This is a genomic window from Alkaliphilus hydrothermalis, assembly GCF_016908555.1.
In the GTDB taxonomy this organism is placed as follows: Bacteria; Bacillota; Clostridia; order Peptostreptococcales; family Natronincolaceae; genus Alkaliphilus; species Alkaliphilus hydrothermalis.
This window is the reverse complement of the sequence record NZ_JAFBEE010000024.1, coordinates 12294-34736: the sequence shown is the minus strand read 5'-3', so window position 1 is coordinate 34736 and position 22443 is coordinate 12294. Positions and strand designations below refer to the sequence as shown.

Sequence of the window (22443 nt, the reverse complement as noted above, 5' to 3'; positions counted from 1 at the left end):
TAGTTAATGAATATACTACATACTTAATGGATTTGTAGTTGATTTGATTTGCTACATGGGTCTGTGCTACAATATAAAAATTAGAGTTAGTATTAAATAATCAAAAGGTAAAGGTGATTAAATGGCTCATAAATTTAATATTGCTAATAAAGAGAGACTAGACAATGAGAAACGGCGGGCAGCTCTACCCCCCTATAAAGTATTAGAGAACTTAGGCTTACAGGAGGGGGACATCTGCGCTGATATAGGTTGTGGTATCGGATACTTTACGATCCCAGCAGGAGAAATAGTAGGGGAGTCGGGAAAAGTATACGGAATGGATATTTCCTTAGAGATGATTGAAGAACTGGAGAAGAAAATTGAAGAGCAAGAAATCCTAAATATCAAAACCATCATCACTAAAGAAAATGATATGAAGGTTGAGGATGATTTTATTACATATGCTTTTATTTGCACAGTTCTCCACGAGGCGGATGAGATTCAATTATTTCTAAAGGAAGTACAAAGAATTCTGAAACCAAAAGGGAAAATTGTCATCGTAGAGTGGAAGAAGGAAGAACAAGACTGGGGACCACCGATGGAACATAGATTACAGCAAGAAGAAATAGGACAAAGCCTACAGGAAATAGGGTTTAAAGATGTAAAGTATCATGAAGTGGGAGATTATTTCTATGGAGTTGTAGCAGAAAAATAAAAATATAAACTAACTCAAAAAGTAGAAAAAGACTTGGATCAGAGATTCAAGTCTTTTTCATTAACTAAAATATAGTTAGAGGGTGGCATTTCCTTGTACATATCGAGTAATATTTCTAATCTGAGGCAGGATAGCAATGGCAGCACAGATCAGTAAATCAACCCCAAGAAAAGAACCATTATAGATTAATGAATAGAGGGCAACCGGTGTACCTTCTGGGGCATACTCTGCGAAGAAAATAATTCCCGATAAAAAGTGCATCGTAAATCTACCTAATCCACCGATAAAAGTAGATACCACTAGATTTTTTCTATAAAGACCAGCTAATCCCAATAGGCCAAAAGCTAATGGGTAGTCCAGGAAAAATTGTGCCCAGTGAACAACATAGCCATCTTGGAAATATTGAAGCATACCATAGGCAAGACCTGCAATGATGCCAGGAATTGGACCAAACATAACAGCAAATAAAATCATTGGTAGCATACTGGCTGGTGTAATGGTTCCCCCTTGAGGCAACCTACCTAATCGAATAAAAGATAATACAAAGGATAAAGAGATACAAAGACTCCCGTAAACAATCATACGGGTGGTAAATTGTACTTCTTTACTTTTCTTTAAGAATACTAAACCACCAATACCAATAATAGCCAGTACAGCTAATATTGAAAGGGTAGCAGGTGTAAATTCAAACAACTTCTCAAACATTTCCTTCATCATACATCCTCCTAGTCTTTTTATTTATCACTAGAAATAAAAAAAACATGAAAAGGAAACTTTTCATGTTTTAAATGCATTCATGTAATAGCTTCCCTACGCAGGTATTAACCTACAGGTTCAAAGGGTCGGATTATCCTCTCAGCAAAAGCTCCCCTAGCGATAAATATTTATTTAAACCATTATATCATATTAGAATCAAAATGATAAGACATATCAATGACATTACAAAATATTTTCCTAATTTGCTAGTTGCTTTTTCCAATTTAACAAGTATAAATCTCCTACTTATTATGATAAAATGGTATTAATGAAACATAATACCAAATATATTGTAGTGTAATTTAATCGCAATGTAGTTTGAAAAGGAGGAATTTTATGAAGAGATATACCATAAAGGAAGAAATAGCCAATAGCATTACCCATGGCATTGGAATACTCTTTAGTATTGTAACCTTAACGATTCTACTGGTTTTTGCAATACAACAACGGAATCCCATTTCAATTGTCGCCTTCAGTATATATGGTTTTTGCTCCATAGCACTATACAGTTCATCCACCCTATACCATAGTTTTCAGAAGGAAAAATTAAAAAAAATTTTGAGGGTATTTGACCACGCCTCTATTTTTCTTTTTATAGCTGGTACCTACACACCTATTTCTCTAATTACCATGAAGGGCTATTGGAGAATAGGTATATTATCAGCAGTATGGGCCATAGCCATAGGAGGAATTTTATACAAAGCCTTCACCTACAATAGTTTTGATAAACACAAGGCGATATCCTTGGGTTTATACATTCTAATGGGATGGTTAGTAGTGATAGCCATCAAACCGATGTTGAAATCAGTACCGATTGGATTCTTTGGTTGGTTGTTGTCAGGAGGCTTGGTCTATACAGTAGGAACCTTCTTTTATGCCATGAAGAAAATACCCTTCAATCATGCCATATGGCACGGATTCGTATTAATGGGGAGTGTATTTCATTTTGTTGGAATTGTAAAATATTTAGTTTAAACTAAAATTAGTGGTTAGTTAGAGAAAAAAATGGTATTAATACCATATAAAAAAGCCTTGGAAAATTAACATTGAGGTTTTAAAAATCATGATAAGGGAGTGAAGTGTAATGGGTTTTTTACAGGATATCCTACCAATCTTTAAGAAGCATACTTTAGTACTTCAAGAAAAAAGGAATGAAACTGGAGATATAGTAACCTTCATTTTCAAACCCCAAGAAAAACTACAATGGAAGTCTGGACAGCATGGTATTTTCTTTATAAATCACGTGAAGATAAAAAAATCCTCTAGAGCCTTTAGTATTGCCTCCACCCCAGATGATGGAGAAATAATGATCTCCATGAGAATAACAAAAGAACCCAGTGAATATAAAAAAGCTTTAATGACAATGGCAGAAGGCACAACCATTACCATGAGGGGACCGATTGGCTCCTTCTATGTAGAGGAGAATAATCCTGTGTTGATGGTGGCTGGAGGAATCGGTATAACCCCATATCGTGCATTGATAAAGGAAGTTTCTCAATCTCAGAACACTAAAATACTGCCAAAATCAATTACACTTCTCTATCTAGATAGCAAAGAACAATACATCTATCATAACGAATTCCAAGAGATGAGTCAGGATCCTAAGATTAACATTAAACACTTGAATAGTCGAGAATCGTTAAAGAAGGAGATGGAGGATTTTATTAACCAACATAACAATGAAGGGAAGTATTATTTATCAGGCTCAGGGACTATGGTAAAGGAACTGAAACAGACACTAAAGGACAAGGGAATTAGCAAAAAACAAATTAAAAATGATATATTCATCGGTTATTAAACAAAATAAAAACACAGGTAGGCCAAGATAAAGCCACCTGTGTTTTTTTTTAATTATTTGTCCCTGCTTCACCAATATCAAGATTTTTGAAATTAGATAGGTTGACACTGGAGGATGGACTATCAAAGTAATGAATCCTTACCTGATCCCCCTCTTTTGTAAGGGGTAGTTGATTACTCATGGAAAGGGGCGCAATGAAGACTTTTTCTGCCTTAGTATCCAGCAACAGATAGTAGTAGGTGGCGGCATCTATGGTTGTCGTACCGATTCTCACTACTTTACCCGTTAGCTCCACCTCTTCATAGGCATTTTCAAGTGGTGACCATTGTCCTCTATCCCTTAGACGAGCGACATAATTTGAACTGGCCTGTTGCTTTGATTCACCAATACCAACAATACTATAGTCCTTCACATTAACAAATGCAAATTGCTTAATTAATCCTTGGCGATCCAATAGAGTCATATAGTAGGTGGGTTCCCCCTCAAGATTGATTAAGACAGGGAAAGTAGCCGTATATTCAAATTGTTGCACGGCTCCTTCGGCTGACCGCATAGCAGCATTCTCAGTAGCTCCAGAAATACGATACAGTACAGACTCCTTACTTCTAGTATCCACCAACATAAATCCGATGGTGGATTCATCTGCTCCAGCAGAGGTGATGCCAGTATAATAATAGCTTCTACCGTTGTTGTAGACAATTTTTGTCCCATCGGTTGTTTGAAGCATTCCCCTCTTCGAAGGGTTCCACCAACCATTTACATAACGGCCCCAATAATTGATTTGATCTATAGCAATATCCATTGGGATTGCCCGATCTACCCATGTGGGCATATTGTCTAAGTCATATTCCTCCATGTCTCCTGTGGCAGGGTCAACAATCACCACCCCCACTGGATCAGACCCAGAAGCACCTACACGATTTTTATATAGCGTTACAACCCAATGGGGTTTGAATTCATCGTCCAGCTCAAAGGAGAAATCTGTCAGACCAATATTTCTATATCCAGAACGATAAATCTTTCTTTTTAAATCGTCCCCTAGAAAACTGCTGGGTTGATATTTGATACGGATTGCCTCACCATCAATTTCCCTGACAAGCTTTACATCCCTTTGATTTGCTGCATTAATAATTATATATCCTGGGGTTCCTTCCTTATTATCCAGCCATCTGAAAAAGCCTGAATGGGCTAAGGGAGCAACATAATACAATTCACCATCCACATGGTTTGCCCAAAAAGATTGCAAAGTCACTTGACTACCCAAAGCAAGGTCTTCACCCAGACGTTTATCCCCGAGATTTAGTGCCATATTTGGGGTGACTTCCGGTAATTTAGTCAAGTCAACTGGAGAGATTTCGGTGGTAAATTGCTTTTCTTGGATATCACCAATCAGTGCCCTCTTTTCGGCATGGTGAAAAATACTGGTACTTCTAAAAAATTGCCCCACAATTAAAACCAATACGATAGCCACCAATAAAAGACTAGAGTAGGCCACTTTCTGTCGGACTAATCCAATAATGACCCCTGATGCAATTGCGGCTAAAACCAGTAGAGCAATCAATGTCAAAGGATAGTTTAAAGACCATACTGGCATGATGACATAGTCAATGAAGAATACAAAGCCGATAATTAAAAATCCTAAAAAAAACAGACCGATTTTTTTCAATTTCCTTCCCCCTTTTACTTATAGTTGAGGAAATTACATAATTCCTTAACAATGGATGTCATTAGAATCCAAATTTTGAATTAATACAAATCTAAAATTTTATATGCAATTTCCTCGGGTATAATCCACCAAAATAGTTGTATCTCTATATAACTATTATATCAAAATAATAAATATAGTATAGAACTTAAATAATTTAGTGATAGTTAATAATAATTTAAGAAATGATTTATACTGAGTTTAGATTAAAGGGTTACAATTAGAGATAGGAAGATGATAGAGCTAAAAAGAGCTAAGACCTAGGAGGTATTTTATGAAAAAAAGATGGATTATTGCAATTGTTGTTGGATTAGCACTATTGGGGGGATTATATACCCGTGACAATGCCCAAGGCAGGAGGGGCATAGAGGAAGTAAAGACAGCCACCGTGGAAAGGGGAAATATCAAGTCATACCTATCCACCACAGCTGTCATTCAGTCAAAAAATAAGAAGGACTACTATGGACTACAGGCTAGAGTAGAGGAGGTGCATGTGAAGGTGGGGGATATTGTGAAGGAAGGAGATACACTGATTTCCTATGAAGTACAGGATATGAGCACCTCCCTTCGACAAGCAGAGATCCAATATAGCAATGCCCTACTACAACAGAAAGAATTATTGAATCAAGATAAGCAAATTCGAGAAAAAATTACAGAGCTTAAGGTAGAAATTAAAGAGCTGGAAGAAGAGAATAACCCCATGAATCAAGCAAAGTTAGAAACCCTCAAGCAGCAGAAAAATTCCCTGCAGCCAATATCAGAGGAACGTCTCCAACAGTCAGAGAACTCTGTAGAGCTTGCAAAACTATCTGTGGAATCAACAAAGGATAGAATCTCAGAAAATAAAGATAGAATAGTGGCAGAGAATAGTGGCGTGGTGACGGCAGTATCAGCGACAGTAGGAGCAGTGGGTAATGCTATGCAAGCAGCGGTGGTGGTACAGGATATTGAGAATTTAAAAGCAGTAGCTTCAGTTGGAAGATATGATGCAAATCAAGTGGCGGTGGGACAAGCAACCATCATTCGTAGTGGCAATGAAGAATACAAGGGGGAGGTTTCTTTTGTTGATCCAGTTGCCACAAGAACCATGTCGGCAGCAGGCAGCGAGACCCTACTGGGAATTGAAATTGATATTTTAGAAGCGGCCCCCCAGTTGAAGGTGGATTTTGGAGTAGATATAGATATTTTATTGGGTGAAGCAAAGGATGTCCTGAAGATTCCAGCAGAAAGCATCCGTACCAACAAAGAAGGTAGATATTATGTTTTGGTAATGGAAGAAGAAGAGGCAAAGGAGAAGGAAATCACCCTAGGGCTTCAATCGGATATGGAAGCACAGGTGGTACAAGGGCTTGAAGAAGGGGAAGAGGTTATTTTAAATCCTAGGGCAAATATAAAGGATGGAACCCCTGTAAGAACAGGGGGCGATAAGGAATGATTGTCGTAACAGATGCAATTAAAACCTATAGATCTGGAGACGAATCCTTCAATGCTTTGAACAATATTAGTTTGCAAATCAACAAGGGGGAATTTACCGCCATTATGGGTCCCTCGGGGTCAGGAAAATCAACTCTGATGAATGTCCTTGGATGCTTAGATCGCCTCAATAGTGGGGAATACACCCTAAATGGGAAGCAGGTCTTCAAGATGTCAGATGAAGAATTAGCTCATATCCGAAATAAAGAGATCGGGTTTGTTTTCCAAGCCTTTAACCTTTTACCAAGGATGAACATATTAGAAAATGTAGAACTCCCTATGGCATATGCAGGGTTTCCACTTAAAGCAAGAAGGGCAAAGGCTTTAGAGGCTTTAGAAAAAGTAGGGCTAGGGGATAGGATTACCCACAAGCCCAATGAAATTTCAGGAGGTCAAAAGCAACGGGTGGCCATAGCTAGGGCAATTGTAAACAACCCAAATGTGTTGATGGCGGATGAACCAACAGGAAATTTAGACTCAAAATCCTCTATAGAAATCATGAGAATCTTTCAAGACTTAAACAATGAAGGTTCGACAATCATTATGGTGACCCATGAACCAGACATAGCCCAACATTGTAAAAGGGTTGTTAGTTTTCGAGATGGAAATATTGTAGAGGATTCATTGGTTAAAGATAGAATTTTATTATAGGAGGGAAAGGATGAAATTCATAGAAAATATTAAAATGGCATTAATCAGTATCATGGCCAACAAAATGCGGTCCTTTCTTACTATGCTGGGAATCATTATCGGAATTAGTTCCGTCATCACCATCGTATCCCTAGGGCAAGGGGGACAAAAAGCCATTACTGGCGAGTTTGAGAAAATCGGCGCCTCCACTATAAACATTAATGTAGAGGGAAACAATGTGGAATTTCGAGACTATATCACCTTAGAGGATGTAAAGCACATTAAAGAGCGGGTGGATACAGTACAATATATTTCACCAACTGTTCAAAAAAGAGGTGTGGTGATTTCGGAAAATCAAAATAGAACCGCCATTATCAGTGGTGGTAATACGGATCTAAGCTATATCAACAACGTCAATATTCTTTACGGTAGATTCTTTAATGAAAGGGAATACCTGGAGGGAAGACCGGTAGTGGTCATCGATAGCAATGCAGCTTTTTCGTTATTTGGCTATGAGGACGTGGTGGGAAATAGTATACGGATTGGTAACAACGCTACTGCAAGGAAAGCTACCATAATCGGAGTAGTAGAGGGATTTTCAATGCCCTTCAGGGGAGGAAATCCTGAGAATATGCCAGTGTTTGCCACAGTCCCCATTACGTTTCTAAACAATTTATACCCAGATAATTTTATCATTGAAACCATCTCTATCATGGCAACCAGTCAAGAGGAGGGGGAGACTGCTGGAAATGCAGCCGTCAATATTTTAGAGGCAAGACACAACAATCGGGGAAGGAACCTTTATCAAGCTGAAAATGCCCTAGCCCAGTTGGAGCAGATTAATACTGTTCTAGGCATTTTTACTGCCTTTATCGGAGCAGTTGCCGCCATTTCCCTTTTAGTGGGGGGTATTGGAGTAATGAATATTATGCTGGTATCGGTAACGGAGCGAACTAGAGAAATCGGTATTAGAAAAGCAGTGGGGGCCACCACTAGAAATATATTAATACAATTTTTAATGGAATCGGCGATTATTTCCCTTATTGGAGGGATTATCGGTATGATTCTAGGGATTGCGGGGGCCCAACTGATTGGAATGGTGGCGGATATCACCCCATCTGTATCAATTGCCTCCATTATTGGAGCAATAGTATTTTCATCGGCTGTTGGGATATTCTTTGGGATTTATCCAGCTAAAAAAGCAGCGGCATTAAATCCAATAGATGCATTACGTTATGAATAATGAAAGGGGGAGGGGGATGTGTCCATAAGGGATCGATTAAGGCTCTCCTATGGGGCAATGTTTGTTATACCTATTGTGCTATCTCTTATTGCAGCCATATTTATATCAAAAGCATATATTCATGAGATAGAAAAAAACTATAACATTCAAATTAGTCAAAGGCCCCTGGGGGACTTTATGGTGGAGGAACCCCTTCTACTGGAAAAGGTAAAGGGGTTTTCGGAGGGTGAGCTTGGACAATTGGCGGAGTGGAATTACCTAAGCAATTTAGATGAAGAATTAAGCCAAATGAATGCAGGAATTCTGATTCGGAGGGAAAATCAAATATTCTATAAATCTGATTTAATTAGGGACTTTGATATTGAAGGAAAACTCCCCAGCTTTGGAGATTTTCAAGAAGAAAAACATAAAAAATTGATGCTTGAAGGGAATCCTTATTTATTGAGGCAGTTGGATTTCCTTTATGATGATGGTGCGGCGGGGAGTATGTTTTTAGTGGTTGATTTAAGCTTTGTTGCGAAGAGTTCTAGAAGCTTTATTATAACCCTATTAATCGTTATTCTTGTCATTATAACCCTCACCAATGGAATCTTAACCCTGTCGGTTTCCCATAGTATATTAAATCCCTTAAAAAAACTGGAGGATGCCACGAAGGAGATCAAAGAAGGAAATTTAGATTTTGAAATAGATTGTCATTCAAGGGATGAAATTGGCCAACTATGCCATGCATTTGAGGATATGCGTTCAAAGTTAAAGGAATCCATAGAAATACAGCTGCAATACGAAAGGAATCGGAATGAGCTAATGAGTAATATATCCCATGATTTAAAAACCCCCGTGACTGCCATCAAGGGCTATGTAGAGGGGATCATGGACGGGGTGGCAGATTCTCCGGAAAAACAGCAGCGATATATAAAAACCATCCACAACAAGGCTAAGGATATGGACCGGTTGATTGATGAGCTACTGCTATATTCAAAGCTAGACATCAAAAAACTTCCTTTTCATTTTGAGGGGGTGGATATTCTACAGTTTTTACAGGATATTATCGAAGAGTATCAATTTGATTTAGAGGAAAAAAATATCACCTTAAAGCTTCAACACCATGAAGGGGACTTTAAAGAAATGCCATTAATCCTAGCAGATCGCGAAAAGCTGAAGAGGGTAATAGGCAACATTGTAGATAATGCAGTAAAATATATGAAAAAAGATATTGGAAAGATTGATATTCTTTTGTCTAACACCCCAGAGGAAGAAGCATCAATTCAAGTTGAAATACAGGATAACGGACAGGGCATCCCCAAAGAGCATTTGCCTTTTATTTTTGATCGATTCTATCGGGTGGACCCTTCAAGAAATTCTGCAACTGGAGGAAGTGGGCTAGGATTAGCCATAGCCAAGAGGATTATTCAGGAGCATGGAGGGCGAATATGGGGAGAAAGTCAGTTGAATAGAGGGACCAGTATATTTTTTACCTTAAGAAAATTTACAGAAGACGACAGGGGGGAAGATTATGAAGAAAATCTTAATTGTTGAGGATGATGTTACCATTGCAGAGTTACAACGGGACTATTTAGAAATCAATGGTTTTTCAGTGGATATTCAGCATCAAGGAGACGAGGGGTTGAAACAAGCTAAGGAAGAAAACTATGACCTTATCATTTTAGATGTCATGTTACCAGAATTGGATGGATTTGAGATATGTAAACAAATCCGAAGGGATATGGATATTCCTATATTGATGATTTCTGCTAAAAAAGAAGATGTAGATAAAATCAGAGGGTTGGGCCTAGGGGCAGATGATTATATGACGAAGCCCTTTAGCCCCAGTGAGCTGGTGGCAAGGGTAAAGGCACATCTTGCCCGTTATGACCGTCTTTCTGGTAATAGAAATCATGAAAAGGATGAAATCAAAATCAGAGGATTAAGTATTGATAAAATTTCCCGACGAGTCCATATGAATGAAAAAGAAATCATCCTGACAACTAAGGAGTTTGACCTCCTAACTTTGTTAGCTTCAAACCCCAATCGTGTTTTTACTAAGGAGGAACTTTTTGATAAGGTTTGGGGAATGGACTCCTTTGGAGATATTTCTACAGTAACGGTCCATATAAGAAGAATAAGGGAAAAAATTGAATTAGAACCCTCAAAGCCCCAGTACATCCATACCATATGGGGAGTTGGTTATCGCTTTGAAGTCTAAGAACAAGTAAAAATAATATAAATAACAATATGAAATACACCTTTTCCTAATATATGGATATAATATATAGATTTATAATCAAATGAAGGGAAGGTGTATATTTTTATGCGTGGTGGGACAAACCTAGCTAGACTATCCTGTGGTGGTGGGAATGAAGGATGTTTGAGCTCAACAAAGGATTAATAACACAATTTATTGTTTATTAAAACAATTGGTAAGTGATCAAGGCTACTATCAAGATCCCCGTACCAGCATTGATGGAAGGAGAAGATCATCTTAAAAAATGATCTTCTCCTTCTTCATTGATCCCAGTGCTAAAACACTAGCTTCAACTTCAACAATCGCTCCTTCATTTCATCAATAATCCGAACTTCCTCTTCTTCACTATTGGCTTCAAAGGTGACTGAAAGACGAATATATGGCTCTGGGGTATTCCAAGGAACAGTACAAATAAAGGCTTTTCTTAATAAATACATACAGAAATCATCAGCATCCTTAAAGGTGACGCCATCCTCAGTCCCCTTGGGAATTGGTAAATAGCAGTAGAAGGTGGCTTTTGGTTTTTTGATTTCAAAGCCCACTTCCCTGAGGGCTTCCACCAGCAAGTCAAACCTTCTAGAATACCTTTGACTATTTACCTCTGCAATCTCTGGATGTTGTAAAGCATAAATCCCAGCCTTTTGAATGGCTCGGAACTGACCGCTGTCAGAATTAGCCTTCACAGTAGCAAAAATATCGATGGCATCTGGATTCCCTGCAATAAAGGCCAGTCGCCAACCTGTCATGTTGAAGGCTTTTGAGAGGGAATGGATCTCTACCCCCACATCCTTTGCTCCATCGATTGATAGGAAACTCAAGGGTTTTTCCCCATCAAATGTAATAGATGCATAGGTGGAATCCGCCACCACAAGAATATTATACTTGTGGGCAAATTCGATTACTCCCTTATAAAAGTCCTCTGTAGCAACTTGACTAGTGGGGTTGTTGGGATAATTAATATAAAGTAGCTTTGAACGATACAATATGATGTTTGGTATCTTTGTAAAATCAGGATAGAAGTTATTGGCCTTTGTTAAAGGAAGACCATAGACCACCCCCCCCAGATACTTTGTATGGGTGGCAATAATGGGATAGCTGGGGAGGGTGGTGAGGGTAATATCTCCTGGGTTAATAAAACATTGGGGCAACATAGACAAGATAGACTTAGCTCCAATTCCATGTAAAATTTCTTCGTTGGGATTAATATTATATACCCCAAAGACATCTCTTAAGTACTTTCCTGCAGCTTCTTGAAATTCTTTGATTCCGTTATCGGCATACCAGCGATTTTCAGATTTTCCTGCTTCTTCTGAAAGAATTTTAACAATTTCTGCATTGGCGGGCATATCTGGCTCACCAATACCCATATCAATAAGTTCCACGTTTGGATAATGCTCCTTGATTTCTTCCTTAGCCTTTTTAATCTTCATAAATTTATAATCCTGTTGGGCTATATCAAAGCTTTGATCTCTAAACCTATCGGCAATTAAATCTCTAATAAAACTCATGGGCAAACTCCTCCCTTCTAAGAAGTTGACAAAATACACAACAGATACTTTATAGAATAGTGTATTCTGGAGGGGGAGGATGTGTTCACAGGAGATGTATTTTTTGTAGAAAGAATAGGAGTAGCGTGTCCTAATAGGTTATAATAAAGTGTAGGTCATACAAAAGATGAAACAGAAGAGAAAGTACATAAAGAAAAATACAAAAGAAAATTACATAAAGAGAATACATTGAAAAAGGATTGGAGTATTTAAAATGGATAAAAACCACAGAATCACCCTAGAAGGTAAGACATTAGAATATATCCTCACCAAAACTAGACGTAAAACCGTTGGGATCTCTGTTGATGTTGAAATGGGTGTGAAAGTGGCAGCGCCTAAAAACATTTCCATGAAGCAGATTGAAGAGGTGATTTTGAAAAATAGCAAATGGATTTTTGAAAAATTAAAGGACTTGGAAGGGAAGAAACAGACTCAAGCAGAATTTAAGGCAGAAGAATCTTTTTCTTATCTAGGTAAAGAATATACTTTAGCGGTAATCGAGATTAATAATAAGGAAAAGGAAAGGGTAGAGCTGGAGGAACAGGCTCAGCCAGTACCACTTATAAAGCTATATCTCCACGAGCATACCCAAGAAAGTATTAAGAAGGTTCTATTAAATTGGTATCGACAAGAGGCAAGTCGGATCATAAAGGAACGGTTAGAATGCATAGGAGAAAAAACAGGACTATGGCCCCTATCGGTTGCGATTAAAGATCAAAAGAGCAGATTTGGCAGTTGTAGCTCAAAGAAAAACATTAATCTAAATTGGAAGCTGGTGATGGCACCTATGGAGGTTATAGATTATGTAGTCCTTCATGAATTATGTCATCTGAGGGAGATGAATCATTCTAAGGATTTTTGGAATTTGGTGGAATCCTTTATGGTGGACTATAAGGAAAGAAGAAGATGGTTGAAGGAGTATGGCGGATACATACGTTTGATTTGATGGGAGGTAATACTTTATCAAAAGCGAAAGAGAAAAGAGGAGATGATTAAAATGGCAGAGATTAAATACGATATTATTAAGCAGTTGGGAAGCATCGGAGAAGGTAGTAAAGGGTGGAAAAAGGAAGTCAATGTTGTTAGTTGGAACAATAGAAAGCCTAAGATTGATATTCGAGATTGGGATGAAAATCATCAAAAGATGGGCAAGGGCATCACTTTAGGGATGGATGAAATAAAGGCTTTAAAGGAAATTTTAGATGGGATAGATTTGGATAGTCTTGGGTTAGATTAGTTAATAAAAACTACAAAAGAAGGTAAGCCTCAGCACAATGAAAAAGGCTTACCTCTTCTACTAAGATTAATTTTCCTCCAACACCAGTTGGTGCTCTTGATTAAAAAAGGTACGGTAACCCAGTTGAACAAAAAGAATCACCGTCAAAGAAACACTACCTACGATCCCCAGCATGATGGCAATTTGATACTGGATTGCTGTAACTGGGGAAACCCCCGAGAGAATTTGACCCGTCATCATCCCTGGTAAAAACACAATTCCCATTCCCACCATAGAGTTGATAGTGGGAAGAATGGCAGAGTCAAAGGCATTGTTAACAATTGATTTAGAAGCCTCCTTGGGAGTAGCCCCCAACATCAAGGCTGTTTCCACTAGATGTCTTTGGTCCTGCATACCATCTACTAATCGACTTACCCCAAGGGAAATACCCGTCATGGAATTTCCAACGAGCATTCCTGCCAAGGGAATAAAATATTGGGGGTCATACCATGGAGTGAGTCTTACTACTACTAAAAGAAAGTAGAATAAACTAGACATAGTACCAACCACCATAGAAAATGCAATGACTAGCTTCAATTTTTGACTGATGGTGGATTTGCTCCGTTTAAAGATATTAAAGATGGCAAAGGTCTCCATTACTGCAATGACAATGATGGTGAAAATAGGATTAACATTATCAAATAAGTAGACCAACACATACCCTGTCACCACCAATTGTAGGGACATACGGATAGTACCTATTAAAATTTCCTTTTCCCGTGGGATCTTCTTAAATCGAACAATGAACAACAGTAGCACAATGAACAAATAAGCAGAAATCATCTGCCACATTTGTAGTTCTATAATACCCTTCATAACGTCACCCCTTTATTAAACGATTTCTCCATTTTTAATTTCAATAATATGTTCCCCAAAGGTGGTGGCAATCCTTTTGGAATGGGTCACCATAATGAGGGATTTGCTCTTTTCTGTACAGTAGTCCACCAGCTTTTTGATAATTAAATCCTCAGTGCTTTCATCCAGAGCAGAAGATGGCTCATCCAACAGAAATATATCTGGCTCCATTAATATTACCCGCCCTAGGGCCAACCGTTGCTTTTCTCCCCCCGATAACTTATCAGCCTTTTGATCCAGTTCCTTTTTCAAAGATACCATTTGAAGCGTTTGATTTAGTTGATCATCGGAGACTAGAGGCTTTTCTGAAAATTTAAGCCCTATAAGTAAATTATCCTTAACAGTCCCAGGGAAAATAGCAGGAGCTTGGGGAAGCATAACCACCCGTCTTCTCAGCTCCACTGAATCCATCTCCTGTAGGGGTGTACCATTGTGATGTATTGTACCACCATCAGGGCTAATCATTTTATTTAGGAGTCTAAGGAGGGTAGTTTTACCACTGCCACTTTCTCCTATGATACAGGTAACCTTCCCTTGGGGAATGGTTAGATAATCAATATTTAATATGCTTTTATACTTCAAGTTATTTAATTGAAACATCCCTTGAACTCCCTCCTATTCTTCTAATTCCTTAACTAATTCATAGGCCTTAGCCTTGGCCTCCTTTAAGAGCTCCTCCCCAGCAGGTGTAATAGAATAGTATTTTCTAATCTTACCTTCATAGGTTTCCTCATACATCCGTAAAAATCCGTTGGATTCTAGACTATGGAGAATAGGGTAGAGGGTGCCAGGACTAATCTCATAACCATGCTCCCTCAGCTCCTCCATCATCCAACTACCAAAAAAGGGATCTTTAGCAGCATGATGAAGTATATGGATATGGATAAAGCCAAGGAAAAGTTTCCGTAAAATCTTGTGGGGCATCTCCATCCTCACTTCCTTATATCGAATTTCGTTATCGTAATACGATCATTATACAATAAGAAAAAGAGTTAAACAATAATGAAAAATAAAAAATAAAAAGACCAGCGGTCGTAGCGTATAAAGCAATACGGGAGAATGCTGGTCTTTGGCAGTGACGAAGAAGAAGGTGGCTTTTAAAACAACGGCGTAGCCTGTTCAAAAGTCATTAGATTCAAGAAGCAAGAAAGACCAGCGGTCGTAGCGTATAAAGCAATACGTGAGAATGCTGGTCTTTGGCAGTGACGAAGAAGAAGGTGGCTTTTAAAACAACGGCGTAGCCTGTTCAAAAGTCATTAGATTCAAGAAACAAGAAAGACCAGCGGTCGTAGCGTATAAAGCAATACGTGAGAATGCTGGTCTTTGGCAGTGACGAAGAAGATGATGGCTTTTCAACAGGCTACTAGATGAAAACCATTAGCATAGTCAAAATATATCCTATATAGATAAGGAATAAAGCTCCTCCGATAACCTTGTTAATTTTTTTGAAGAAAAGCCCCCCCAGTAAAAGTACAGCAGATAAAGCTAATACGATCGGCAAATCAAATCTTACTGTTTGAGGAATATTAAAGGTTCCAAAGGAAGTAGTGGCAGTCTGAATGGAAATCATCAATCCACTTTGGGTAAATTGAGAAGAAAGACCAATCACTAAAAGTCCATTTAAAATATTAGCCCCTAAGATATTACCAACTGATAGACCGTATTCCTTCTTAAGCAGTGTTGTAACCCCTGTTACCAGCTCAGGTAGAGAAGTTCCTAAAGCCAATAGGGTAAGACTTACGATTTGTTGTGGAACTCCAAGAAGTTCTGCAAGGGCAACACCATTATCTACTAGTAATCTTGCTCCAATAATAATGAAGGCTGCTCCAAATATGAATAGTAAAACATTTCTTTTTACAAAGGGTTTGGAGGATAAGGCATCATTATTCGGATCGGAGGAAGGTTTTTTGTAGCTTTTCTTAGCCTCCCATAGGTTGACAGCCAAGAACACAACATAACCGATTAGTAATAAAGCACCCTCTAGCTTGGTGATGGTTAAGTCTAAAGCAAAAGCTAATAAAAGTGCCACAGTAGTCAACATGAAGCATCCCCTAGTAAAGAAACTCTTTTGGATTGACTGGGCAGGGGATAAAATCGCTAAAAGACCTAAAATCAGACCGATATTGCACACCATAGAACCTACTGCATTTCCAATTGCCACATCATAATATCCTTGAGAGCTGGCCATGGTTGAAACCAGTAGTTCTGGAAGGGTGGTGGCGGTACTGACAATCGTTGCCCCTATAATTACATTGGGGATACCAGTAACCTTTCCCATCCATACGGAAGATTCCACGAACCAGTCCCCACCTTTGATTACCATAAACATACCAATAGCGAATAAAATAAAAATAATAACGTTTTCCATATATGCCTCCTAAAATAAATTTCTTGATTACTAAGGGGTTACAACAAAAAAGACCTTTAATACCAGTAGATATAATCGTAATCTACTGATATTAAAGGTCTTGCTTCCCATTGGGACTATGGACCAGGCTTTTTATTAGCCGACTGTTGACCCGATAGTTTACAAGCTACTCCCCCTTAATGATTCTTTCTTAATATAACATAATATGCCATCAAATACAATAGGAGGCTTGGCTACAGACTTATTTACGGGAAAAAATTCATAGTATAGGTAATGTTTAAAATATTGCACCAATTAGCCTTTACTAATTAATGTAATTTTGCTATAATTTGTATAGAAAACTAAGGAGGTTGGTAAGATGATTATGACTACTTGCTAATTATTTCATTTAGAAATAGTTGAAAAAGGGATTCAAAAGACCTAATTTTCATATGTCATTAGGTTTATTTGGTGTTCTTTGAAGCAGGTAGAAAGTAGTCTTTTTATGCAACTGGAATGATTATTTGAACTAGAAAAAGAGAAGTTTAAGATGATTACTAGGTAGGGTTGTTTAGTGATACTAAGACTTAAATTCTATGTATTTTAGTTCTATAAATAATGTATAAATTTCAGACTGTAGGAGAGCTATGCTTTCTTACGGTCTTTTTGTGTTTGTACTATTTTCATAGGCAAAGGAAGGGCACCATTTTACATCATTGAAAGGAGCCGGAAATAATGAAAAAATCAAATGGATATTTATCTTTACTTGGGAAGTATTTAAAACCCCAATGGCGACAAGTGCTGTTGTTGGCAATATTATTTTTCTTCGGAATAGGATTACAGTTAGTTATTCCCCAGATATTAAAGTTTTTTATTGATTATGCACGGGAAGGTCGGGCTTTGGAGACCCTACTAAAGGCTGGTGGGTTGTTTATGGCACTATCATTTTTACAACAACTGGTGGAGGTGGTGGTAACTTATTTCAGTCAGAATATTGGTTGGAAATCCACCAATGCCCTGAGGGAGGACTTAGTAAGTCATTGTCTAGGATTGAATATGGGATTTCATAAAAATCATCTTACTGGAGAATTGATTGAAAGAATTGATGGAGACGTAACCGCTATGTTCAACTTCTTTTCAAACCTTTTGGTGGAGTTGTTGAGTCATATCTTCTTGATGCTAGGGGTTTTAATCCTTTTATACAGAGAGAATGGATATATTGGGTTGGTGATGACCTTCTTTGTTGTCTTTGCAGTATTTGTTTTGAAAAAACTTCAAAGAATGGCAGTACCCCGTCACATTGAACTAAGAGAAAAGAAAACAAATTACTATGCTTTTCTAGGGGAAGCATTAGGAAATATAGAGGATATCCGTGCCAATGGTGGGGTAGTCAAGATTAATAATAAATTGAAGGGACTTTTTAGGGAATGGGTACCTGCTAATGTAAAAGCCTCCATTGCCTCCATGTCTATGTATACTTCAAAGGTATTTATATTTGCCATTGGGAATGCCTTAGCCTTTGGCATCGGGGGGATCCTTTGGAGTAAAGGCATCATCACTGTAGGAACAGTATACTTAATATTTCACTACACAGAAATGCTCAGTGCTCCCCTAAGGGAGATTCAGCGACAATTGACGGATCTACAGAAATCAGGGGCAAGTATAGAAAGAGTAGAAAATCTCTTGAAAACTCAATCCGCCATAGTCGAGGGCATGGGTTCAGAACTACCAAAGGGGGCTTTAGCCCTTGAAATAAATAAAATTCATTTCTCCTATGAAGACGGTGTAGTGGTTGTGGATGATCTCTCGTTAAAATTAGAAGCTGGCAAGGTCTTGGGGGTACTGGGGAGGACAGGAAGTGGTAAGACCACCTTAGCTAGGCTTTTGACCAGATTTTATGACATATCTCAAGGGGAAATTTGTATAAGTGGGCATAGGATTAATTCAATTCCTATGAAAAATTTGAGAAATCAAGTAGCCTACGTCACCCAAGAAGTACAATTATTCAATGCTACTGTAAGGGATAATCTAACCTTCTTTAATACTAATATAACTGATGAAAGAATCTGGAATGCACTTGATGACATGGGACTTAAGCAATGGATTGATTCCCTCCCACAAGGACTAGACACAATCCTTGCATCTGACGGTGGAGGACTATCGGCAGGGGAAGCTCAGTTATTAGCCTTTGTAAGGGTTTTTCTAAAGGATCCTGGAATGGTGATTTTAGACGAAGCATCATCAAAACTTGACCCGATTACAGAAAACTTGATGGAGGGGGCCATTGATAAATTATTGGAGGGGAGAACTGGAATGATCATTGCCCACCGTTTGCAGACGGTGGAACGGGCAGATGAGATCTTGATTCTTGAAGAAGGAAAAATGAAGGAATATGGGGACCGAGTGGCTTTAATGGAGGATGAAGAAAGTCAGTTAAATAAATTGCTTCAGACGGGAATAAAGGAGGTGTTGGCATGAAGCCAATGAAACAGCTTTGGGAATTGGTTAAATATAAACCAGGATTATATATAGCTAATGTTGTGGTATGGTCAATTGTAGAGTTAATTCCCCTGTTACCGATTTTAGTAATACGGGAGATTTTAGATAGCTTTACCAATAATGTAGCCCTAGACCAGCGATTCTGGTGGTTGATTGCTTTAACTGTAATCATCTATTTAGGACAGATTCTATTCATCTATATGGGGGTTGTGGTGGGGGTACTTTATGCCCTTTTTATAGAAGGCTTGATGAGGAATAATTTATTTAAAGCCCTATTAAATAGACCCGGAGCACAGGCGCTGACAATATCTCCCGGGGAAGCCTTGAGTCGTTTTAGGGATGATGTATATGAAGCCTGCGATGTATTGGGGTGGCCTCCAGATATCGTTGGTAAGGGACTACGGGCTTTTATAGCTGTAGTCGTTTTAGCTACAGTCAATTTGAAGATAACATTTCTAGTCATTATACCCCTTTTAGTGGTATCCGCCATCGTGCAACAGGTGAGAAAAAGGGTTCAAAAATATCGTGAAGCCAGTAGAGAAGCCACCAGTAAAGTAATTGGAGCCATGGGGGAAATCTTTGGTGCTGTTCAAGCCATTCAGGTGGCAGGGGCGGAGGAAAGTGTTCTGCAACACTATCGTGAGCTGAACAAAAATCGACATAGTAAAATGTTAAAGGATACACTGTTTGTCAAAGTTGTAGGCTCTGTTCTGAATAACGTGGTTCACTTGGGAACAGGTATGATATTACTGTTTGCTGCTGGAGCCATGAAAATCGGAAACTTTTCAATTGGAGACTTTGTTCTATTTATCAACTATTGGTTCTTAATTGCTAACTTTACAGAGCATTTTGGAGGAATGCTCTCCTCATATCAACAAGCAAAGGTATCTATGCAGAGACTATGGGACTTCCTACAGGATACCCCTGATGATGAATTGGTAAGGCATGAGGATATCAATATGATTGGAAAGTTGAAGGAAGAAAAGGGAAGTAATAGTAACAGCCCTAAAGAGGATTTGGAATCGTTAGATCGTCTGGAGGTTAGAAATCTCAGCTATTGCTTTTCTAATAATAAAGTAGGTGTAAAGAATGTAAATTTTACAATTGAAAAGAATTCCTTTACTGTCATCACTGGTCGTATTGCCTCTGGAAAGACAACTTTAGTGAGGTTAATTTTGGGTCTGTTGCCCCTGCAAGAAGGGGAAATCCTTTGGAATGACAAGTCGGTGGAGGACCCAAGTTCCTTCTTTACACCTCCCCGCAGTGCCTATACAGGGCAAGTCCCCCGTCTCTTTAGTGATACCGTGAGGGAGAATATCCTATTGGGACAGGAGGATATGGGGGAAAATGTAGTAGTAGAAGAAGCAATCTATTCTGCTGTATTAGAATCGGATATAGCGTCTCTAGAAAAGGGATTGGACACAGTGATTGGTCCTAGGGGTGTAAAATTATCAGGGGGACAACAGCAGAGGGTGTCGGCTGCTCGGATGTTTGCTAGTCAAGCTCAGCTATATGTGTTTGATGATCTATCCAGTGCTTTAGATGTGGAGACAGAGAGGACGCTATGGAATCGTCTACTCCAAAAGAGGGATTCTACTTGTATAGCCATTTCCAATCGACCTATTGCCCTACAAATGGCCCACCAGATTATTGTTATGAAGGATGGAGAGATGATTGCAAAGGGAACAATGGATGAATTACTAGAAACCTGTGAAGAATTTCAACAAATCTATGGACAGAAAAACGCAATGGCATAGGTGGTAATTTGTTGTAAAATCAAACAATCTTTAACCTTTATTACTTTAATACTACAACAATGAACGAAGGACACGCTGAAGCTATGCAAGGAATTTTGGGACAACATTGGCTCTATAATGATAGAATGGTAAAATTTAATATAATCACTTTAGAATTTATGGTATATAATAAGAACACTGGTCAAATTATAACTTACTTTTTGCCTAAGTGGAGTACTAGTAACGCTACGAATATAGCTAGATGGAGTCAAGAAGCATATAATTACTTCTTAAATAACATGAAATAAAGGAGATTAATCACTATGGAAAAGTTTTTTTGTCCAATTTGTGGAAATCAACTAATTGAAGAATTTGCTATTGGGGATATTTGCTCTTGTTGTGGTAATGAATCGTGTGTGGACGACGATATATTATCAAATGAATTGGCAAAATTCAACGACGAAGATTTTTTAATTGCGGGCTGTAACAAAAGTGAATTGAAAAAGCTCACACGAATGCCATTTGAAGTAGCACATCGATTATTAAGAGCAAAATGGATAAATGATGGATGTAAGTGGGTGTTCAATAGTAGAAATGAAAAGCCTAATGATTGGAGTTTGGAGAAAGCAAAACAGCAATTAAGTAATATTAATGAAGATATTGATAACTACATAAACGGGATAATAAACTATTAATTTGTCATATGTCATGTTTCAGAAATGAAGAAGCATATAGGGTGGAGTAGAACCCAATACAGAGTAAGATAGAATAAAATGACAAAGAGAATAAAAAACCTTCACCTTTTTGGAGGCTGCTGAAAAAGTATATCGAATAAAAGAAAAGCCTTATCATAAAAATGGTAAGGTTTTTCTTTTGCCAAAAAGGAAATAGCCCCAAAGAAGAATTATGCAATTTGCTCGAATGATAAAATATTGTAAAATTATTGGAAAATCAAGTTGAGGGTAAAATTTTATAATAAAAGGTGTTTTATTTAGTATGGAGAATTCTATAAGTAGTGGACTATTCCACCCATTCGAAGATTTCCTGACTGGAGGACGCTAGTAATAAGATAGAAATGGCATGTGGTGGATTCATGTTAAAAAGTTTTAAATTAATAATACATTAAGGAGTATTTAGATATGAATAAAAGAGAAGTATTTAAGGATTGTACAGGAATAGCAGTAATGAAGGAAGGCAAAGTATTGCTGGGACTAAGACAAGATGGACAGGGGTGGGGACTAGCTGGAGGCAAAAAAGAAGCTGGTGAAACCCTTGAAGCATGTGCTCGACGAGAACTGAAGGAAGAATTTGGACTAGAGGCTATAGATTTAGAATATGTAGGAATTGTGGAGGCGGAAGCAACCATTAAAGGAGTAGAAAAGTTGGTGGCTCCTTCCATCTATGTATGTAATCGTTATATAGGTGAATTGAATATCGATAAAGATGAACATGAGGAATACATTTGGGTGGATTTAAGGGAAGCTTTAAAAATAGAAAAGATCTTTCCTCCAAGCAGAGAGGGAATTAAACTGGTACTAGAATATTTTGGTATAATCATCAATTAAAAATTAAGCCTTAAAAGTATATCTGAATAAATACAAACGAACCCTCTTATGACTGGATTTTTTTGCTTGTACAAATT

Annotated in this window: 21 protein-coding genes and 1 riboswitch; of the genes, 14 read left to right on the top strand and 7 right to left on the bottom strand. The window is 38.1% G+C overall.

The window, feature by feature from the left end; translation table 11 throughout:
• Positions 1–121 precede the first annotated feature (121 nt).
• Positions 122–694: a class I SAM-dependent methyltransferase gene (locus JOC73_RS13190; protein ID WP_204404021.1), complete on the top strand. Its 573-nt coding sequence runs from the start codon at positions 122–124 to the stop codon at positions 692–694.
• Positions 695–769: 75 nt separating this feature from the next.
• On the opposite strand, the gene thiT is transcribed toward JOC73_RS13190, so the two are convergent.
• Complete coding sequence (gene thiT / locus JOC73_RS13185; protein WP_243427978.1) at positions 770–1408, bottom strand: energy-coupled thiamine transporter ThiT; 639 nt, start codon at positions 1406–1408, stop codon at positions 770–772.
• A gap of 76 nt (positions 1409–1484) precedes the next feature.
• Positions 1485–1576: riboswitch (TPP riboswitch) on the bottom strand.
• A gap of 210 nt (positions 1577–1786) precedes the next feature.
• On the opposite strand from thiT, the gene trhA reads away from it, so the two are divergent.
• Positions 1787–2425 (top strand): PAQR family membrane homeostasis protein TrhA, encoded by a 639-nt coding sequence (trhA, locus tag JOC73_RS13180; RefSeq protein ID WP_204404019.1) that lies wholly within the window; start codon positions 1787–1789, stop codon positions 2423–2425.
• Between the two features lie 109 nt (positions 2426–2534).
• Positions 2535–3248, top strand: a complete 714-nt coding sequence (locus JOC73_RS13175; RefSeq protein WP_204404017.1) for an FAD-dependent oxidoreductase — start codon at positions 2535–2537, stop codon at positions 3246–3248.
• A 49-nt stretch (positions 3249–3297) separates the two neighbouring features.
• Here JOC73_RS13175 and JOC73_RS13170 read toward each other — a convergent pair whose 3' ends face one another.
• Positions 3298–4914, bottom strand: a complete 1617-nt coding sequence (locus tag JOC73_RS13170; protein ID WP_204404015.1) for a cell shape-determining protein — start codon at positions 4912–4914, stop codon at positions 3298–3300.
• A gap of 313 nt (positions 4915–5227) precedes the next feature.
• Here JOC73_RS13170 and JOC73_RS13165 point away from each other — a divergent pair, with 313 nt between their 5' ends.
• From JOC73_RS13165 to JOC73_RS13145, 5 genes are read left to right on the top strand one after another with little or no spacing between them, the layout of a single operon-like run.
• On the top strand, positions 5228–6388 hold the full coding sequence (locus JOC73_RS13165; RefSeq protein ID WP_204404013.1) for an efflux RND transporter periplasmic adaptor subunit: 1161 nt from the start codon (positions 5228–5230) through the stop codon (positions 6386–6388).
• Positions 6385–7077 carry an ABC transporter ATP-binding protein gene (locus JOC73_RS13160; protein WP_204404011.1) on the top strand — a complete coding sequence of 231 codons (693 nt, stop codon included), beginning with the start codon at positions 6385–6387 and terminating at the stop codon, positions 7075–7077. The genes JOC73_RS13165 and JOC73_RS13160 overlap by 4 nt, the downstream gene beginning before the upstream one ends.
• Before the next feature lie 10 nt (positions 7078–7087).
• The gene (locus JOC73_RS13155; protein WP_204404009.1) at positions 7088–8299 is read left to right on the top strand and encodes an ABC transporter permease; all 1212 of its coding nucleotides are present in this window, start codon (positions 7088–7090) and stop codon (positions 8297–8299) included.
• An 18-nt stretch (positions 8300–8317) separates the two neighbouring features.
• Positions 8318–9835, top strand: coding sequence for a sensor histidine kinase (locus tag JOC73_RS13150; RefSeq protein WP_204404007.1), 1518 nt, complete (start codon positions 8318–8320; stop codon positions 9833–9835).
• On the top strand, positions 9813–10502 hold the full coding sequence (locus JOC73_RS13145) for a response regulator transcription factor (RefSeq protein ID WP_204404005.1): 690 nt from the start codon (positions 9813–9815) through the stop codon (positions 10500–10502). The genes JOC73_RS13150 and JOC73_RS13145 overlap by 23 nt, the downstream gene beginning before the upstream one ends.
• 314 nt (positions 10503–10816) lie before the next feature.
• Here JOC73_RS13145 and JOC73_RS13140 read toward each other — a convergent pair whose 3' ends face one another.
• Positions 10817–12049 (bottom strand): LL-diaminopimelate aminotransferase, encoded by a 1233-nt coding sequence (locus JOC73_RS13140; RefSeq protein ID WP_204404003.1) that lies wholly within the window; start codon positions 12047–12049, stop codon positions 10817–10819.
• Between the two features lie 253 nt (positions 12050–12302).
• Between JOC73_RS13140 and JOC73_RS13135 the strand changes: the two genes are divergently transcribed.
• Entirely contained in the window at positions 12303–13034 is a 732-nt protein-coding gene (locus JOC73_RS13135) for a M48 family metallopeptidase (RefSeq protein ID WP_204404001.1), read from the top strand.
• Positions 13035–13085: 51 nt separating this feature from the next.
• The gene (locus tag JOC73_RS13130) at positions 13086–13325 is read left to right on the top strand and encodes a YdbC family protein (RefSeq protein ID WP_204403999.1); all 240 of its coding nucleotides are present in this window, start codon (positions 13086–13088) and stop codon (positions 13323–13325) included.
• A gap of 66 nt (positions 13326–13391) precedes the next feature.
• Here the strand turns inward: JOC73_RS13130 and JOC73_RS13125 are convergent, their stop codons facing one another.
• The 4 genes from JOC73_RS13125 to JOC73_RS13110 form a co-directional block, all read right to left on the bottom strand.
• Positions 13392–14180, bottom strand: coding sequence for an ABC transporter permease (locus JOC73_RS13125; RefSeq protein ID WP_204403997.1), 789 nt, complete (start codon positions 14178–14180; stop codon positions 13392–13394).
• A 15-nt stretch (positions 14181–14195) separates the two neighbouring features.
• The gene (locus tag JOC73_RS13120; RefSeq protein WP_204403995.1) at positions 14196–14819 is read right to left on the bottom strand and encodes an ABC transporter ATP-binding protein; all 624 of its coding nucleotides are present in this window, start codon (positions 14817–14819) and stop codon (positions 14196–14198) included.
• A gap of 15 nt (positions 14820–14834) precedes the next feature.
• Positions 14835–15143: a PadR family transcriptional regulator gene (locus tag JOC73_RS13115; RefSeq protein WP_204403993.1), complete on the bottom strand. Its 309-nt coding sequence runs from the start codon at positions 15141–15143 to the stop codon at positions 14835–14837.
• 439 nt (positions 15144–15582) lie between these two features.
• Entirely contained in the window at positions 15583–16587 is a 1005-nt protein-coding gene (locus JOC73_RS13110) for a calcium/sodium antiporter (protein ID WP_204403991.1), read from the bottom strand.
• Positions 16588–17301: 714 nt separating this feature from the next.
• On the opposite strand from JOC73_RS13110, the gene JOC73_RS13105 reads away from it, so the two are divergent.
• The 4 genes from JOC73_RS13105 (at position 17302) to JOC73_RS13090 (ending at position 22366) form a co-directional block, all read left to right on the top strand.
• A complete protein-coding gene (locus JOC73_RS13105; RefSeq protein WP_204403989.1) occupies positions 17302–19044 on the top strand; it encodes an ABC transporter ATP-binding protein in 1743 nt (580 codons plus the stop codon).
• The gene (locus tag JOC73_RS13100) at positions 19041–20822 is read left to right on the top strand and encodes an ABC transporter ATP-binding protein (protein ID WP_204403987.1); all 1782 of its coding nucleotides are present in this window, start codon (positions 19041–19043) and stop codon (positions 20820–20822) included. The genes JOC73_RS13105 and JOC73_RS13100 overlap by 4 nt, the downstream gene beginning before the upstream one ends.
• Positions 20823–21124: 302 nt before the next feature.
• Positions 21125–21496, top strand: coding sequence for a hypothetical protein (locus JOC73_RS13095; protein ID WP_204403985.1), 372 nt, complete (start codon positions 21125–21127; stop codon positions 21494–21496).
• A 444-nt stretch (positions 21497–21940) separates the two neighbouring features.
• On the top strand, positions 21941–22366 hold the full coding sequence (locus JOC73_RS13090; protein ID WP_204403983.1) for an NUDIX domain-containing protein: 426 nt from the start codon (positions 21941–21943) through the stop codon (positions 22364–22366).
• Positions 22367–22443 lie beyond the last annotated feature (77 nt).